The 15,336-nt window shown below is 71.2% G+C and carries 14 protein-coding genes; 7 read left to right on the top strand and 7 right to left on the bottom strand.

The window, feature by feature from the left end:
* Positions 1-95: 95 nt before the first annotated feature.
* Positions 96-983 (bottom strand): hypothetical protein, encoded by an 888-nt coding sequence (locus RCH12_RS07550; RefSeq protein WP_327016520.1) that lies wholly within the window; start codon positions 981-983, stop codon positions 96-98.
* A gap of 66 nt (positions 984-1,049) precedes the next feature.
* Entirely contained in the window at positions 1,050-1,652 is a 603-nt protein-coding gene (locus RCH12_RS07545) for a hypothetical protein (protein ID WP_327016519.1), read from the bottom strand.
* A 178-nt stretch (positions 1,653-1,830) separates the two neighbouring features.
* Between RCH12_RS07545 and RCH12_RS07540 the strand changes: the two genes are divergently transcribed.
* Complete coding sequence (locus RCH12_RS07540) at positions 1,831-2,034, top strand: hypothetical protein (RefSeq protein WP_088457014.1); 204 nt, start codon at positions 1,831-1,833, stop codon at positions 2,032-2,034.
* A 33-nt stretch (positions 2,035-2,067) separates the two neighbouring features.
* Here RCH12_RS07540 and RCH12_RS07535 read toward each other — a convergent pair whose 3' ends face one another.
* Positions 2,068-2,277 (bottom strand): hypothetical protein, encoded by a 210-nt coding sequence (locus tag RCH12_RS07535; protein ID WP_103430978.1) that lies wholly within the window; start codon positions 2,275-2,277, stop codon positions 2,068-2,070.
* A 138-nt stretch (positions 2,278-2,415) separates the two neighbouring features.
* On the bottom strand, positions 2,416-2,718 hold the full coding sequence (locus tag RCH12_RS07530) for a hypothetical protein (protein ID WP_327016518.1): 303 nt from the start codon (positions 2,716-2,718) through the stop codon (positions 2,416-2,418).
* Between the two features lie 122 nt (positions 2,719-2,840).
* On the opposite strand from RCH12_RS07530, the gene RCH12_RS07525 reads away from it, so the two are divergent.
* Positions 2,841-3,428, top strand: a complete 588-nt coding sequence (locus RCH12_RS07525; RefSeq protein WP_327016517.1) for a hypothetical protein — start codon at positions 2,841-2,843, stop codon at positions 3,426-3,428.
* Here the strand turns inward: RCH12_RS07525 and RCH12_RS07520 are convergent.
* Positions 3,425-4,858, bottom strand: coding sequence for an aminotransferase-like domain-containing protein (locus RCH12_RS07520; protein WP_327016516.1), 1,434 nt, complete (start codon positions 4,856-4,858; stop codon positions 3,425-3,427). The two genes, RCH12_RS07525 and RCH12_RS07520, sit on opposite strands and share 4 nt — an antisense overlap.
* Here RCH12_RS07520 and RCH12_RS07515 point away from each other — a divergent pair.
* On the top strand, positions 4,857-5,783 hold the full coding sequence (locus tag RCH12_RS07515) for a DMT family transporter (RefSeq protein WP_327016515.1): 927 nt from the start codon (positions 4,857-4,859) through the stop codon (positions 5,781-5,783). The two genes, RCH12_RS07520 and RCH12_RS07515, sit on opposite strands and share 2 nt — an antisense overlap.
* A 38-nt stretch (positions 5,784-5,821) precedes the next feature.
* Here RCH12_RS07515 and RCH12_RS07510 read toward each other — a convergent pair whose 3' ends face one another.
* Positions 5,822-7,024, bottom strand: coding sequence for a TerC family protein (locus tag RCH12_RS07510; protein ID WP_327016514.1), 1,203 nt, complete (start codon positions 7,022-7,024; stop codon positions 5,822-5,824).
* Positions 7,025-7,238: 214 nt separating this feature from the next.
* Between RCH12_RS07510 and RCH12_RS07505 the strand changes: the two genes are divergently transcribed.
* Together RCH12_RS07505 and RCH12_RS07500 are read left to right on the top strand one after the other, a co-directional pair.
* On the top strand, positions 7,239-11,258 hold the full coding sequence (locus tag RCH12_RS07505) for a Pls/PosA family non-ribosomal peptide synthetase (protein WP_442784567.1): 4,020 nt from the start codon (positions 7,239-7,241) through the stop codon (positions 11,256-11,258).
* A gap of 5 nt (positions 11,259-11,263) precedes the next feature.
* Positions 11,264-12,622 carry a M1 family metallopeptidase gene (locus tag RCH12_RS07500; RefSeq protein ID WP_327016513.1) on the top strand — a complete coding sequence of 453 codons (1,359 nt, stop codon included), beginning with the start codon at positions 11,264-11,266 and terminating at the stop codon, positions 12,620-12,622.
* A 79-nt stretch (positions 12,623-12,701) separates the two neighbouring features.
* On the opposite strand, the gene RCH12_RS07495 is transcribed toward RCH12_RS07500, so the two are convergent.
* Complete coding sequence (locus RCH12_RS07495; protein WP_327016512.1) at positions 12,702-13,403, bottom strand: 4'-phosphopantetheinyl transferase family protein; 702 nt, start codon at positions 13,401-13,403, stop codon at positions 12,702-12,704.
* A 148-nt stretch (positions 13,404-13,551) separates the two neighbouring features.
* On the opposite strand from RCH12_RS07495, the gene RCH12_RS07490 reads away from it, so the two are divergent.
* Together RCH12_RS07490 and RCH12_RS07485 are read left to right on the top strand one after the other, a co-directional pair.
* A complete protein-coding gene (locus RCH12_RS07490) occupies positions 13,552-14,169 on the top strand; it encodes a hypothetical protein (protein ID WP_133163873.1) in 618 nt (205 codons plus the stop codon).
* A 59-nt stretch (positions 14,170-14,228) separates the two neighbouring features.
* Complete coding sequence (locus RCH12_RS07485; RefSeq protein ID WP_103432302.1) at positions 14,229-15,245, top strand: magnesium and cobalt transport protein CorA; 1,017 nt, start codon at positions 14,229-14,231, stop codon at positions 15,243-15,245.
* The last annotated feature ends 91 nt before the right edge of the window (positions 15,246-15,336 follow it).

Genomic DNA, 15,336 nt, shown 5'->3' with positions numbered 1-15,336 from the left:
TGGGACTGTGGGCGCCGTTCGCTGCCAGCAGACGAGGACATCCGGGACGGCGGGACGACGGCGTGCCGCGAGGGTCAGCGGCGCCGCCGGCCGGATCAGTCGCCCTCCTCGAGGGAGTCGGCGACCCCGCGTGCGTCGCGGGCGCGGGTTCTGGAGTCCTCCACAGCGGTGTGCGCCTGGGCGCGGGCGTCCGCCAGGGCGCTCTCGTCGGCGACGACGGAGGCGAGCGCCGCGGAGGCCGTATCCAGCTGTTCCCGAAGCTCCGCCATCTCGGCCTCGAGGCTGGTCCGGCGAAGCGTGAGCCGGTGGGCGCGACGGTCAAGGGCGTCGACTTCCGCCTCGGCGACGTCCGCATCGCGCTCCAGACGTTCCGCTTCCCGCCTGGCCTCCTTCCGGCGGCGGACATCGGCGAGTTGAACCGGATCCGGCACTGCCGCGCCGCGGGAACGGCCCCGAGGCGCCGGCCACGACTCCGGATCAGACACGGCCACGGCACCGTCCAGGTCGACGGGCTCATAACCGACCGCCCGCAACGGCTTGACCAGCAGTCCGCTCGCGATCGCCGCGGCGGCCGCCGAATCGGTCGTCGCGGCCTGAAGGGTCTGCTCGACCTCGTCGACCACGCTCGCCGTGGGCGGGTGACCGAGGCCGGTGGCGAGGTCCGTGCCCGCAGCGGCGAGGGCGGCGATGGCGACTCGGCGCTCGCCGCCGAGCCGCCTGAGCGCGTCCCGCTCGAGATGCTCCTGCGCTGTGCGCATCTGCTCGCCGAGGTCGAGGAGCGCAGCGAGGTCGTCGATGTTCTCCCGGGCGAGGAGGTTGACCACCCAGGCCGCAGGAGAGGGTTTCTTCATGACCGCGACCTGCTTGGCGAGAGCGGCATCCGAAGATTTCAGCTCCTGTGCCCTGGCATTGCGCGCGGCCGTGAAGTCCTGGGGCCGGAGCCCGTACAGTTCCCGAGCGACATCCGTGAGACTTGCGACCATGGGACCATCCTCGCCCGCACCGGCGGCAGCCGCCAGCACCACGCGGTCCCGGGCACGGATGGTGCCTCAGCGGATGCGCACCCCCGAGGCCTTGAGCTCCAGTGCGGCGAGTGAGCGCATCACCTCGGGGTCGCCCCGGCGCCACGCGGACACGGGGTCGGCGTCGACCGCCGCAAACACCGACAGCTTCTGATTCGTCAGGGCCCGCAGCGCGAACAGGTCCACGGTGATGCCTGCGCGAACCAGCCGCCGTGTCGTGGCCGCCCGCCGCGTGAACCGGAGGCGGGGTACGAGCCAGAACAGCAGGATCGTCGCGACAGGCACGACGGCGATTCCCCACCCCAGGCCGACGGCGAGATTCAGCACGGCCTCCTGCTGGCTGCGGCCGGCCGCCTCCAGGCTCTGGCCCGCGCCGCTGGCCGCCTCGAACGGTGCCCGGATGCCGCCGCCGATGAGCGGCATACCGCCGAACCTGTCGCCGATGTCAGTCATCGTGGTCGAGAAGTCGGAGCCGGCGGACTCCATCTGCTCGCCGAACCGGGCGAGGTCGATCACCAGCGAGTAGACGAAAGCGCCGAGCCCGATCCATGCGGCGATTGCGGCGACGGCGATCACGTCGACCGCGACCTGACGGGAGCGATGGGCGGCGTAGTCGGAGTAGATCTGCATCCCCTCACTATCGCGTACACGGCGATGTCGCCGTGCGGGCTCCCTGCGCGCCGATGCCGTTTGCTGACGATCCGATCGGACCCGGCGGCCGCTCTGCGGCGGTATCGCTCCGTGGTCAGCACGGTTAGCCTGGGTGCCATCGGGTAGTCAGCGAGTTCTCACGGGAGTGGAGGGTCTGATGGCATCGGACGGTCGTGGCAACGTGACGGTGGGAGACGGGGGGTGGGGCTTCTTTTTCCTTCTGGCCTACGTCGGAGCGGCCATCTACTTCGTCTCCACGTCGGACGGATCGTTCTGGGGCTTCATCCTGGGCTTGCTGCAGGCCATCGTCTGGCCGGTCTATCTGACCTATGAGGTGTTACTTCTGCTGGTCGGGCCCTGATCGGGGCAGCCCCACGGTCCCTCAGGCGGTGGTTTACGCCGCGCGGTTGATCCCGGCCGGCTGGGCCGCCCACAGCGCAATCCGGTCGAGGGAGTGGGCAGGCACCCGGTCGACGGCCACGGGCGGGCCGGCGGGCACGTCAGCGGGACCGTGGGTGCCGGCCGACACCATGACCAGGGTCGCCGTCATGACGATGGGGCGCAGGGACCGGTGGGCGGGACGGGTGTGCAGGATCGTGGTCATGGGGTTCCTCTCGACGGGCGGCTGCCGATCGGGTGAACGGGATCGGTACCTCCATCGTCGCGAAACAAGGGTTCGCAGACATCCCCTGGACGGATGAACCCGGGTACTACCGGCGATGTAGTCGGCGTACCGTGCTGCTTAGCCGCGGGACTGCAGGAAGACCATGACGAGGGTGCCCGCGCCGTAGAGCAGCAGCTTGCCCTTGTACCCTGCCCACCACTGACGCGGTGCCGGCTCGGTGTCGTCGAGGTCCTCGGGGAGATCGGCATCCGTGTCACCGTCGACCGTCGTGTTGCCGTCCGACCGGTCTCTGGGGCTGGGCCCGATGGGCGTGCCGACGCCCGGTCCGCCGGCGAGGCGCTCGAAAGGCCGGGCCAGAAACTCGGGTATCTGGATACGGTCGAACTCGTCGCGCGGTTCGTCGCTCTTGTTCTTGCTCATCCGAAAATGCCCCCTTCGCTCTCAGTCTAGGGACTCCGCGCGCCCCTCACATCGCCCGGCGTGCCCGGTGTCGGACCTGGCAGAAGACACCCAGTATTGTCGTGCCGAGCACAGGAGTCCCGATGACCGAACACGAAACCTTCACACGCACCCGAGTCTGGGCGGCCGAGCCCGTGCAGACCGACGACGCGATCCTCGAGAACACCGGGCATGCGTGGGAGCAGTGGGTCGATCTCATCGACGACGGCCCCGGCCGCCAGGCCGGGCACACCGCCATCGCCGCCTGGGTGCACGCCGCGCACGGCGTGGACGGCTGGTGGGCGCAGGGCGTGACCGTGGGTTACGAACGCATCACCGGCCTGAGGCTGCCCGGCCAGATGCCCGACGGCAGCTTCAGCGTGAGCCGCACCCGGGTGCTGGCACTGGACCGCGACGTGGTGCGCGAACGGCTGCTCGACGAGGGTGCCCGCGCCGATCTGTTTCCCGGTCTCGACCTGGTGCTGCGCTCGAAGCCGGCGTCGAAGGCACTGCGATTCACCCTCGCGCGTGCAGACGAGCCGCTGGGGTCGATCCTGTTCTCCACCGACCTGCTGCCCGACGGGCGGCTGCGGCTGGGCGTGACGCACGACAAGGTGGCGTCGTTCGACGAGGCCGAGCGGTGGAAACTGTTCTGGGCCGAGTGGCTCGCCGCCGCCGACCGGCTGGCCTAGGGCAGCAGTCCGGCGATGGTCGCCACGGCGGCCTCGAAGAGCTCTGGGCGGGCGCGGGAGTAGTTCAGCCTGAAGAAGGAACCGGTCGGCTCGGCCGGGAACCAGTCGCCGCCGGGGGAGAACAGCACCCCCTCGGCGCGACTGCGCCGGGCCAGGTCGGCCACGTCCACCCCGTCGGCAGCGCGCACCCACAGGTTCAGCCCGCCCCTGGGCACCAGCTCAAGGGCGTCCGCGCCCAGCTGTCCGCGCACCTGCCGGGCCAGCTCGTCGCGGCGGCCGCGCAGCGACCCACGCAACCGGGTGAGGTGGCTGCGCCAGCCCGGGTCGGTGAGCACATCGACCGCCGCCGCCTGCAGGATCCCGCTGACATACAGGTCGTCCACGGTGCGGTCCACCTGGATCCGGGCCAGGGCGGGGCCGCGGGCCACGACCGCCGCGACCCGGATGGCGGGGGAGAGACTCTTGGTGAGCGAGCGCACGTAGACGATGTGGCCATCGGCGTCGTCGGCGGCGAGGGTGGCCACCTCCGCTTCGATGCCGAAATCATGCGCCCAGTCGTCCTCGATCAGGTATGCGCCGCGGGCGCGGAGGACCGCGGTGATGGCACTGCGATCGGCGCTGCTCCACAACGCGCCGGTGGGATTGGCGAAGTGCGGCTGCGCGTAGAACAGGCGGGCCCCGCTGGCGCCCAGGGCGTCGTCGAGGTCGGCGGCCGCGGGGGCACCGGCGCCGCGGGAGATAGGCACGATGCGCAACCCGGCCTGCCGGGCGGCGGCCATGGCGCCCCAGTAGGTAGGGGACTCCATCACGATAGCGTCGCCCGGAACGGCCAGCGCCCGGAAGATCGACGACAGCGCGCTCTGGCCGCCCGGGGTGATGACCACGTCGTCGGCGGCCGGCGGGGCGGCGGCGGAGGCGCCGACCGGTGCCAGTTCCGCCGCAAACCAGCTGCGGAGCTCCGGCAACCCCGAAATCGGGGCCCGGTCGACGGCGGTGCCGGTACGAGCCGCGCGGACCAGGGCGGTGCGCACCAGCCGGGTGGGCAGCAGCTCCTCGGCCGGGTACCCGGAGTGCAGGGCGATCACGCCCGGTCCGGCGCTCGCCATGGCGGTGCCGATCGCGTCGGCACCGGTGCGGGCCGCGCCGAGCGCCGTGGTCTGCCAGCCGAAGTCGGCCCGGTGCACGGCATGCGGCCGCGCCACGAAGCTTCCCGCGCCCGGTCGGGTCTCCACCAGGCCCTCGAGCACCAGCCGCTGCAGCGCGCGCTGCACAGTGAGCGGGCTGGCGGCATGGTCGAGCACCAGGCTGCGGGTGGAGGGCAACCGGTCGCCGGCCGGCCGGCTGGCGACCAGGTCCCGCAGACGGCGTTCGATGGCGAGGTGCGCCGATTCGTTGTCCGCGGAACCCGCTCGGGTGCTATCCTCTTGCATGAAAATACAGAATAGCGCTATCGACTCTGCGCCGCCAGCGCTATCGCCACCGGAAGCGTCGCCCGCCGCCGGCCTGGTCTTCGGGCTGCTGGGCGTGCTGGCCTTCTCGTTCACCCTGCCGCTCACCCGGGTGGCCGTGGCCCAGCTCGACCCGCTGTTCGTCGGTGCCGGCCGCGCCGTCGGAGCCGGCATTCTCGCCATCGCTGTGCTCGCCGTGCTCCGGCAGCGTCTTCCCCGGGGCAGCCAATGGGGGCGGCTGGCCGTGGTGGGGGCCGGCGTCATCGCGGGCTTCCCCATCCTCACCTCCTTCGCCCTGCAGAGCGTGCCGGCCGCGCACGGCGCCGTGGTGATCGGCCTTCTCCCCGCCGCCACCGCGGTGGTCGCTGTCGTGCGAGCCAGGGAACGGCCCACACCTCGCTTTTGGCTGGCCAGCGGACTCGGCGTGGTGGCCGTGGTCGGATTCGTGGCGCTCACCGCGGGCGGGCTCAGCAGCCTGCAGCCGGCCGACCTGTTGTTGGTGGCGGCCGTGGTGCTCGCGGCGATCGGCTACGGAGAGGGCGCGCTACTGGCCCGCGAGCTGGGTTCCTGGCAGACCATCTGCTGGGCGCTGGTCGTGGCGCTGCCGGTGATGGTGCCGCTGATGCTGGCCGGACTCGCTTCCGGCCGGCCCGCGGCTGATGCGTCGGCCTGGCTGGCCTTCGCCTACCTCGCCGGGGTGAGCATGTTCCTGGGCTTCTTCGCCTGGTACCGGGGCCTGGCCATCGGGCCGATCGCCCGGGTGAGCCAGATCCAGCTTCTGCAACCGGTGCTCACCATCGCGTGGGCGGCGCTGCTCCTCGGTGAAGACCTGGACCCTCTCGTGCTGATCGGCGCGCTCGCCGTGATCCTTTGCGCGGCCGGCGCCGTGCGTGCCCGCATCCGCTGACCGGCCGTCGTGTGCGGCACGGTGGGGCCGGCGTGGGGTCAGCCCTCGCGGGCGGCCCGGCGCACCGAGGCGTCGTGTTCGAGGTGAGCCCGGCGGAGCAGATCGGCGAGCTCCGCGTCGTCCTGGACAGCCTGCCGGTACTTCGGGCCGAGTTTATGGATGGACTCCTCCTCTTCCCGCAGCGCCGTGTACACCCGGATGCGTTCGGTGTGGTCCTCGGTGTAGCCGAGGTCCAGGTAGTCGGTTGCGTACCGCCGGGCGTTGGCGGTGGCCGCTTGCGCCCGGCCCGCCGGGCTGAACAGCGATGCCAGCACGGTGACCAGGAGCACACCGATGATGACCGTCAGAGAGACGCCCGTGCTGATCTCGAACACCGGCACCGGCTCACCGCCGTTGATGAACGGCAGGTTGTTCTCGTGCAGGGCGTGCAGGATCAGCTTCACGCCGATGAAGGCGAGGATCGCCGCCAGCCCGAAGGAGAGGTAGATCAGCCGGTCCAGCAGGCCGTCGAGAAGGAAGTACAACTGACGCAGGCCGAGGAGCGAGAACGCCGTCGCCGTGAACACGATGTAGACATCCTGGGTGAGGCCGAAGATGGCGGGGATCGAATCGAGCGCGAAGAGGAGGTCGGTGCCGCCGATGGCGACCATCACCAGGAGCATCGGGGTCAGTGCGCGCCTGCCGTCGTGGATGGTGAACAGTTTGTCGCCGTCGTACTCCGGGCTGGTGTGGAAGACCTTGCGCGCGACCCGCACGATGAAGTTGTCCGCGGACTTGGACTCCGAGCTCTCCGGTTTGAGCATGTTGCCCGCCGTCATCAACAGGATCAGGCCGAAGAAATAGAACACCCAGGCAAAGGTGTTGATCAGGGCGGCGCCGAGGAGGATGAAGCCGGTGCGCGCGATGAGCGAGAACGTGATGCCGAACAAGAGCACCTTCTGCTGGTCCTCCCGGGGCACGCGGAAGCTCGTCATGATGATGAGGAAGACGAACAGATTGTCGACCGAGAGCGCCTTTTCGGTGATGTACCCGGCGAAGTACTCGAAACCGGGGGCGCTGCCGCCGATGATCAGGACGCCAAGGCCGAAGAGGATGGCGATCCCGACGTAAATCGACGACCAGATTGCCGCTTCTTTCAGCGTGGGGGCGTGGGCCTTCCGCACGTGAAAGACGTAGTCGAAGGCGAGGAGCCCGACGATTCCGAGGACCGTCAGGGTCCAGACGAGAGGTGAGGTATCCATTCGGTCGGCTTTCGGTCGAAGACGTGAGGCGCATCCGGTATCAAAAGGCTACGCGGGCAGGGCGCCGGGGGACCAGGGGTGGCGGGGAAAAACCCGCCGGACACGGGAATGCGCCCGAAGAATGTGCTCGTGTGACGCGTGTTCACCCGCCGGTCACCCGGTCGTTCTAGGCTGTCGCCATCGCGGATTCTCGCGAGCCCGGACAGGAGTATGCGTGACCTCGTTCCACCCCGATCCCAGCACCCGGTCCGCCGGCTCGACCGTCGCACCGGCAATCGTGCGTCCACTGCCGGCCGCGCCGACGCCCGGCCACGAGCAGGGCGTGCTGGATGCCGGTCATCTGGTGCACCCCGAGCGCACCCTGATCGACATCCTGCTGGCCACCGCGGAGGAGCACCCCACCGCCCTGGCCCTCGAGGACGCCGCCGGGGCCCTGAGCTACCGGCGGCTGGTGCGGCTGGTCAACGACCAGGCCGTGCGGCTGAGCCGGGCCGGGGTGCGCCGAGGCGACACGGTCGGCATCCGCATCCCGTCCGGCACCCGGGACCTCTACCTGTCGATCCTCGCCACCCTCACCGTCGGCGCCGCCTACGTGCCCGTCGACGCGGACGACCCTGAGGAACGGGCCCGGCTGGTCTTCGGCGAGGCCCGGGTCGTGGGTGTCATCGGCGACGGCGGTGTGTTCGAGGTGCGCGACGGCCTGGACGCCGGAGTGCTCACCGAGCGGCCCCTGTCCGCCGAGGAGGACCCGTCGCTGGCGCACTGGGGCGAGCCGATGCCGGGCCCGCACGACGACGCCTGGATCATCTTCACCTCCGGCTCCACCGGGGTGCCCAAGGGTGTCGCCGTGACCCACCGCTCGGCGGCGGCGTTCGTCGACGCCGAGGCCGGCCTGTTCCTGGCCGGCGAACCCATCGGCCCCGGCGACCGGGTGCTGGCCGGCCTGTCGGTGGCGTTCGACGCCTCCTGCGAGGAGATGTGGCTGGCCTGGCGGAACGGCGCCTGCCTGGTGCCGGCCCCGCGCTCGCTCGTGCGGAGCGGCGCCGACCTCGGCCCCTGGCTCATCGCGCACGGCATCACCGTGGTCTCCACCGTGCCCACCCTCGCCGCGCTCTGGCCCGAGGAGGCGCTGGAGAATGTGCGCCTGGTGATCTTCGGCGGCGAGGCCTGCCCGCCCGAGCTGGCCGCCCGCATCAGCGCCCGCGGCCGTGAGGTGTGGAACACCTACGGCCCGACCGAGGCGACGGTCGTGGCCTGCGGCGCCCTGCTCGACGGCAGCGACCCCGTGCGCATCGGCCTGCCGCTGGACGGCTGGAGCCTGGCCGTGGTGGATCCGGCCGGCCAGCGGGTGCGGGCCGGCGAGACCGGCGAACTGATCATCGGCGGCGTCGGCCTGGCCCGGTACCTCGACGCGACCCAGGATGCGGTGAAGTACGCCCCGCACGCCGGGCTCGGCTGGGAGCGCGCCTACCGCAGCGGCGACCTCGTGCGCTTCGACCCCGCCGGGCTGGTGTTCGTGGGCCGGGCCGACGACCAGATCAAGCTCGGCGGCCGGCGCATCGAACTCGGCGAGATCGACGCCGCCCTGCAGGCGCTGTCCGGCGTGGCCGGCGCGGCCGCTGTCGTGCAGACCACCCCGGCCGGCAACCAGGTGCTGGTGGGTTACCTCGCGCTCGCCGATGAGGCGGCCGGAGCCTTCGACCTGCCCGCGGCCACCGCGGCCCTCCGGGTCGCGCTCCCCGCCGCCCTCGTGCCGCTGCTCACCGTCGTGGAGTCCATCCCCACCCGCACCTCCGGCAAAGTCGACCGTGCCGCCCTGCCCTGGCCGCTGCCCGGCCTGGCCGGCGCCGAGACGGCCGGCGCGGATGCGCTCAGCCCGACCGCCGCCTGGCTCGCCGGGCATTGGGCCGCGATCCTCGGTGTGCCCGTCGCCGACGCCGACAGCGACTTCTTCGCCTACGGCGGCGGCTCCCTCTCGGCGGCCCAATTCGTGTCCGCGATTCGGGAGCGCCACCCGAACACCCGGATCAGCGACATCTACGACCACCCGCGGATCGGCTCCCTCGCCGACGAACTCGACGGCCGCACTCCGACGGTGGCCCGCGCCACGCGGCAGGTGCTGCCCACCCCGGCCCGCACCGGGCTGCTGCAGGGCCTGCTCAGCGTGCCGTTGCACCTGCTCGTGGGCGCCAAGTGGCTGGTGTACCTGGCCGCGGCCAACAATCTGCTCGCCGCCGCCGGCGCATCCTTCGCCCCCACGGTGTCATGGTGGGCGGTGCTGGCCGGATTCGTGCTGCTGGTCACCCCACTGGGCAAGATGGGCATCTCCGTTGCCGCCGCCCGGCTGCTGCTCCAGGGCGTGAAACCGGGCAACTACCCGCGCGGCGGCTCGGTGCACCTGCGGCTCTGGCTGGCCGAACAGGTGGCCACCTTCGTCGACGCGGCCAGCCTGGCCGGGGCGCCGTGGATCAGCTACTACGCCCGGCTGCTCGGCGCCACCATCGCCCCCGGCGTCGACCTGCACTCGGTGCCACCGGTCACCGGGCTGCTCTCGATCGGCGAGCGCGCCGCGATCGAACCCGAAGTGGACCTGGCCGGCCACTGGCTCGACGGCGACACCCTGCGGATCGGCCGGGTGCGCATCGGCGCGGAGGCCGTGATCGGCTCCCGCAGCACCCTGCTCGGCGGCGCCAAGATCGGCGACGGTGCCGAGATCGAACCGGGCTCCGCCGTCTCCGGCCGGGTGCCACGGGGCGAGCGCTGGGCCGGCTCACCGGCCGCCCGGGTCGGCTCGGCCCGCCGCTCCTGGCCCGCGGAACGGCCGGCGAACGCCCGCCGCTGGCTGCTCGCCTACGGCGCCGGCTCGGTGGGACTCACCGCCATTCCCACCCTGGCGGTGCTGCTGGGCGTGCTCATCGTCGGCGTGGTGATCGGCGACGCCGGCACCCTCGGCGCCGCGGCCGCCCGCGCCGCACTGGCCGTGCCGCCGGCCGTGCTCGCCGCCGGAGCGCTCTACGCCGGCACCGTGATCGGAGCCGTGCGCCTGCTGGGCCTGGGCCTGACCGAGGGCCACCACCCGGTGCGCAGCCGGGTGGGCTGGCAGGTGTGGATGACCGAACGACTGCTCGACGGCGCCCGGACCCTGCTGTTCCCGCTCTACGCCAGCCTGCTCACCCCGGTCTGGTTGCGGCTGCTCGGCGCGAAGGTCGGTCCGGGCGTCGAGGCGTCCACGGTCCTGCTGGTGCCCTCGCTCACCACCATCGCGCCCGGCGCGTTCCTCGCCGACGACACCATGGTCGCCTGCTACGAACTCGGCGGCGGCTGGATGCGCATCGGCCGCGCCAAGATCGGCCGCCGGGCGTTCCTGGGCAACAGCGGCATCGCCGGCCCCGGCCGCACGGTGCCGAGGGACGGCCTCGTGGCGGTGCTGTCGTCCACCCCGCGCAAGGCCAAGCGCGGCTCCTCCTGGCTGGGCAACCCGCCGACACGGCTGCGCCGCCGGGTGACCGACATCGACGAGGCCCGCACCTTCCACCCGCCGGCGCGGCTGGTGTTGGCCCGGTCCCTCTGGGAGGTGCTGCGCCTGGTGCCGGTGTTCGCCTCCGCGTGGATCGCCCTCGGCGTGCTCGTGGCCCTCGAGGTCCTCTGGCTTTTCGGCGGTCCTGGCCTGGCGCTGCTGCTCTCCGGCTTCGTGGTGATCGGCGCAGGCGCTGTCGCGGCCGCGCTGACCACCGCCGCGAAATGGTTGCTGGTGGGGCGCATCCGCGCCTCCGAGCATCCGCTCTGGTCGTCGTTCATCTGGCGCAACGAGGTGTCGGACACCTTCGTGGAGATGGTGGCGCGGCCCTGGTTCGCGCAGAACGCCGCCGGCACGCCCTGGCTGGCGCTCTGGCTGCGGTCGCTGGGCGCCACGATCGGGCGCGGCGTGTGGTGCGAGTCGTACTGGCTGCCGGAGGCGGACCTGGTCACCCTGGCCGCCGGTAGCAGCGTCAACCGCGGCTGTGTCGTGCAGACCCACCTGTTCCACGATCGCATCATGCAGCTGGACACCGTGCACATCGGTGCCGGTGGCACCCTCGGGCCCAACAGTGTGATCCTGCCGGCGGCGCGCATCGACGATCACGCCACCGTTGGACCGGGTTCGCTGGTGATGCGCGGGGAGCGGGTGCCCACCGATTCGCTCTGGTCCGGCAACCCGATTGCGCCGTGGCACCGGCCGCCATGGAAGACTTGATCCCTATGTTGCAGCCCACACCCACCATCCTGGGGTCCGCGTCCGCGGGTGACCCCTACCTTCCCGCGAGTGGCAATGGTGGCTACACGGTGGCGCACTACGACCTCGAACTGGACTACAGGGTCGCCACGAACCGGCTGACCGCGACCGCCACGATCACGGCGCGGGCCCTCACCGCGCTCGGCCGGTTCAGTCTCGACCTGGCCGGCTTGAGCGTCGACAAGGTCACGGTCAACGGTGTTGCGCCGGTGAAGACGGTGCACGCCGCCCGCAAGCTCGTGATCACTCCCGCCGTGCCGCTGGCCGCGGCGGAGACGTTCGAGGTGGTGGTGCGCTATCGGGGGGCGCCGCATCCGGTGCGCAGCCACTGGGGCGAGCTGGGCTGGGAGGAACTCACCGACGGTGTGCTCGTGGCCGGTCAGCCCAGCGGGGCGCCGTCGTGGTTCCCCTGCAACGACCACCCGAGCGACAAGGCCACCTTCCGCATCCTTCTCACCTGCGAGGCGCCGTACACGGTGGTCAGCAACGGCCCGCTGGTGGCCAAGAGCACCCGGTCAGGGCGCACCTCCTGGACCTTCGACGTGCGGGAGCCGATGGCCGCGTACCTCGCCAGCGTGCAGATCGGCCGGTATCGCCGGCACGACATCGCCGCCACCCCGGTGGCGCCCAGCCTGTTCTTCCCGCCCGCGCTGGCCCGGCCGGTGGCGGTGGACTTCGCCCGGCTCGGCGAGATGCTCACGGTGTTCAGCGAGGCCTTCGGCCCGTACCCGTTCCCCGCGTTCTCCGTGATCGTCACCGCCGACGACCTCGAGATCCCGCTCGAGGCACACGGCCTGGCCGTGTTCGGCCGCAACCACGTCGACGGCCTGCACGGCAGCGACCGCCTGATCGCGCACGAATTGGCGCACCAGTGGTTCGGCAACAGCCTCACGCTCACCCGCTGGGCCGACATCTGGCTGCACGAGGGCTTCGCCTGTTACGCCGAGTGGATCTGGGCCGAGGCCAGCGGTGGCCTGACCGCCCACGCGAACGCCCTGCTGCACCGCGCCGAGCTGGACCGGTTGCCCAAGAACATCGTGGTGGCCGACCCCGGGCCGCACGACATGTTCGACGACAGGGTCTACAAGCGCGGGGCCCTGGCCCTGCACGCCGTGCGTCAGGCGATCGGTGACGAGGCCTTCTTCACCGCCCTGCGCGCCTACACCCGCACCCACCGGCACGGCAGCGTCACCACCGACGACCTGCTCGGCAGCTTCCGCATCGCCTCCGGCACCGGGGTCGCCGACAAGATCATCGCCCGCTGGGTGTCGGCGAAGAGCCTGCCGCGGCTGCAGTCCGCCGCGCCGCTCGAACCCGCCCCCTGATCTCTCGCGCGTCACTCACTAGTTGCGTTTGCGGCACGTCGGGGACGCTCTGAGCGGCGGGGACGCCCCGAAAGGATCGTCACCGATCGAGGTGTAACCGCGGGCGCCTGGCGCACACCACGGCAACAGTTGCGACGAGACCCTCGGGAGCCGCCACGGCCATCAGGTGCACCTGGTTCAGCGGGAACGGTGCAGCCGGCCAGCCGACCAGGGCCGGATCGGGGGAGTGTTCGGCGGGCACTTCGTCGGGCGCACGAGCGATGGTGAGGTCCCGCGGATCGACCCTGAGGCCTACGCCGGCGGCCTTGAGGACCGCCTCCTTGGCGGTCCAGATGGCGGTCACCGCGGCCGTGGCCGATCGCGGATGCAGGGCGGCCACGGCATCCGCTTCGGCCGTGGAGAGCAGCACGTCATCCAGGGGTGCCCGGGCGAGCGCACCGAGGGATTCGAGGTCGATGCCCACCGGGCCGGCCGCCGTGACGGCCAGAGCGAGCCGGCCGTCGGCCCGGGCCAGGCTCACGTGCACGGTGGGGGAGTCCACCGCCGCGCCGCCGAGTTCGACCCGGAGGGGGCCGTGACCGGACCGTCCGCAGTTCGGGCAGACCTGGCTGAGAGCGATGGATGCGCCGGCGACGCCGGTCAGCCGGCTCACCAGGTTCGCCAGCGCCCGGTGGTCGCCGTCCTGGGCCGCCGCTCGGGTGCCCAGCGCCACCACCACGGTGGTGGACAGGTCCACGTCCCGCACACCGTCGAGGTCGCGGGGGGAAGAGGCATCGGGCACGCCATCACCCTAGCGCCGGCGACCGTCCTGCCCGGGTGACGGCGGCGGCCCTTGTCCCGCCACCCGGCCGGTGCGAGAATCGTCGGGACCAGCCCAATCGATGGCGTGCGGGGCTGTCGAGGCTCCAGGCGCGGTGGGTGAGGTTGCAGTGAAGAGGTTCGAGGGTCTGGCGAAGCCGTCCACTCTCGCCGCCGGGGCCGCATTCCTGGTCGGCGGCATCCTGGACCAGGCGATGCGCCTCACCGGCGAACCGGTCAGCGAACTCGTGCAGACCCCGCTGTTTGCCGTGCGGTCCCTGGCCCTGCTCGGCGGAGCGCTGCTGCTGATCCTCTCGTTGGTGGCGATCTACGAGCGCCACGCCAAGCAGATCGGCCCGTTCGGCTTCTCCGCCGCGATCATGGCCGGCACCGGCACCATCCTGATCAGCGGCCAGTTCTGGGCGGAGGCCTTTCTCTACCCCACCCTGGGCCGGGTCGCACCTGACCTGCTCGACGGCGCCGAACGGCCCGGCTCCTATGCGTTCGGCTTGCTGTTGACCGCCGCGGTGTTCGGGGTCGGCTGGATGCTGCTGGGCGCCGCCATCCTGCGTGCCCGCGTCTACAGGGTGCTGCCGGCCGTCTTCATCCTGGCCGGCGGCGCCGTCTCACTGCTGCCCGGCCAGGCGCTCGGCCAGCTGGTTCTCGGAGTCGGTCTGGTGCTGCTCTCCTTCAGCCCGACCTACCGCAAGCACGAGGGTCCGCAGCGACAGGGCAGCCAACCGCACTGACGCCGGTGCACCGCACCCCGTCGCCGGTGCCACACTTGTACGGCGAGTGAGGAGCAGCCGTGGCGCTGATTGATGACGCGATCTATGTGGATGGCCTTCGGGTGGCAACCCCGGAAACGTTGCAGGACGTCTTCGAGGTACTCAAGGAGAAGGCCGGGTTCGCCTGGATCGGACTGTACCGGCCGACCGATGACGAGGTCAGGAGCGTGGCCGATGAGTTCACCCTGCACCACCTCGCCATCGAGGATGCGCTGAAGGGACACCAGCGAGCCAAGATCGAACGCTACGCCGACATCCTCTTCCTGGTGCTGCGCCCCGCCAGATACCTCGACGACGTCGAGCGAGTCGAGTTCGGCGAGCTGCACGTCTTCGTGGGTCCCGACTTCGTCGTGACCATCCGGCATGCCGAGTCGCCCGACCTCGCCTCGGTGCGCCGCCGGCTGGAAAGCACCCCGGACCTCCTCGCCTTCGGGCCGCAGGCGGTGCTCTACGCGATCCTCGACCAGGTGATCGACGAGTATGCGCCGGTGGTCGCCGGCCTGGAGAACGACATCGACGAGATCGAGGACCAGCTCTTCGACGGTGACCAGGCGGTGTCCAGGCGCATTTACGACCTCTCCCGCGAGGTCATCGAGTTCCAACGGGCCACCCAGCCACTGATCGGCATGCTCGAGTCGCTGCAGGAGGGCTTCGAGAAGCACGGCGTGGACGTGGAACTGCACAGGCACCTGCGCGACGTCCTCGACCACACCATCCGGGTCGTGGAACGTGTCGACGCGTTCCGGGAACTGCTGCAGAACGCCCTCACGGTGCACAGCACCCTCGTCGCCCAACGGCAGAACGACGAAACCCGCCGGTTGAGCGAGACCGGACTGGCGCAAAGCGAGGAGGTGAAGAAGATCTCCAGCTGGGCGGCGATCCTGTTCGCCCCCACCCTGGTGGGCACCATCTACGGCATGAACTTCACTCACATGCCTGAGCTAAAATGGCAGTTCGGTTACCCGTTCGCGATCACCCTGATGGTGGCGATGGGATTCGGGCTCTACGCCGTGTTCAAACGCAAGGACTGGCTATAGCGCCTGCGAAAACGGCTGTATCCGCAGAGAATCCTGCGAATGCGGGAAATAACCGGGTGGCCTAACCGAGAACCGGCCGGTGGAGAAATAG

Origin of the sequence: Cryobacterium sp. MP_3.1 (assembly GCF_035984795.1) — a bacterium.
Lineage (GTDB): Bacteria > Actinomycetota > Actinomycetes > Actinomycetales > Microbacteriaceae > Cryobacterium > Cryobacterium zongtaii.
Note: the sequence above shows the minus strand (reverse complement) of the source record. Positions and strands in the feature narration are given on the sequence as shown.

Bases quoted from the DNA above. Each gene is read 5' to 3' on its own strand.
- RCH12_RS07550 (WP_327016520.1), bottom strand. From the start codon at position 983: ATGGTCGCAAGTCTCACGGATGTCGCTCGGGAACTGTACGGGCTCCGG.
- RCH12_RS07545 (WP_327016519.1), bottom strand. From the start codon at position 1,652: ATGCAGATCTACTCCGACTACGCCGCCCATCGCTCCCGTCAGGTCGCG.
- RCH12_RS07540 (WP_088457014.1), top strand. From the start codon at position 1,831: ATGGCATCGGACGGTCGTGGCAACGTGACGGTGGGAGACGGGGGGTGG.
- RCH12_RS07535 (WP_103430978.1), bottom strand. From the start codon at position 2,277: ATGACCACGATCCTGCACACCCGTCCCGCCCACCGGTCCCTGCGCCCC.
- RCH12_RS07530 (WP_327016518.1), bottom strand. From the start codon at position 2,718: ATGAGCAAGAACAAGAGCGACGAACCGCGCGACGAGTTCGACCGTATC.
- RCH12_RS07525 (WP_327016517.1), top strand. From the start codon at position 2,841: ATGACCGAACACGAAACCTTCACACGCACCCGAGTCTGGGCGGCCGAG.
- RCH12_RS07515 (WP_327016515.1), top strand. From the start codon at position 4,857: ATGAAAATACAGAATAGCGCTATCGACTCTGCGCCGCCAGCGCTATCG.
- RCH12_RS07520 (WP_327016516.1), bottom strand. From the start codon at position 4,858: ATGCAAGAGGATAGCACCCGAGCGGGTTCCGCGGACAACGAATCGGCG.
- RCH12_RS07510 (WP_327016514.1), bottom strand. From the start codon at position 7,024: ATGGATACCTCACCTCTCGTCTGGACCCTGACGGTCCTCGGAATCGTC.
- RCH12_RS07500 (WP_327016513.1), top strand. From the start codon at position 11,264: ATGTTGCAGCCCACACCCACCATCCTGGGGTCCGCGTCCGCGGGTGAC.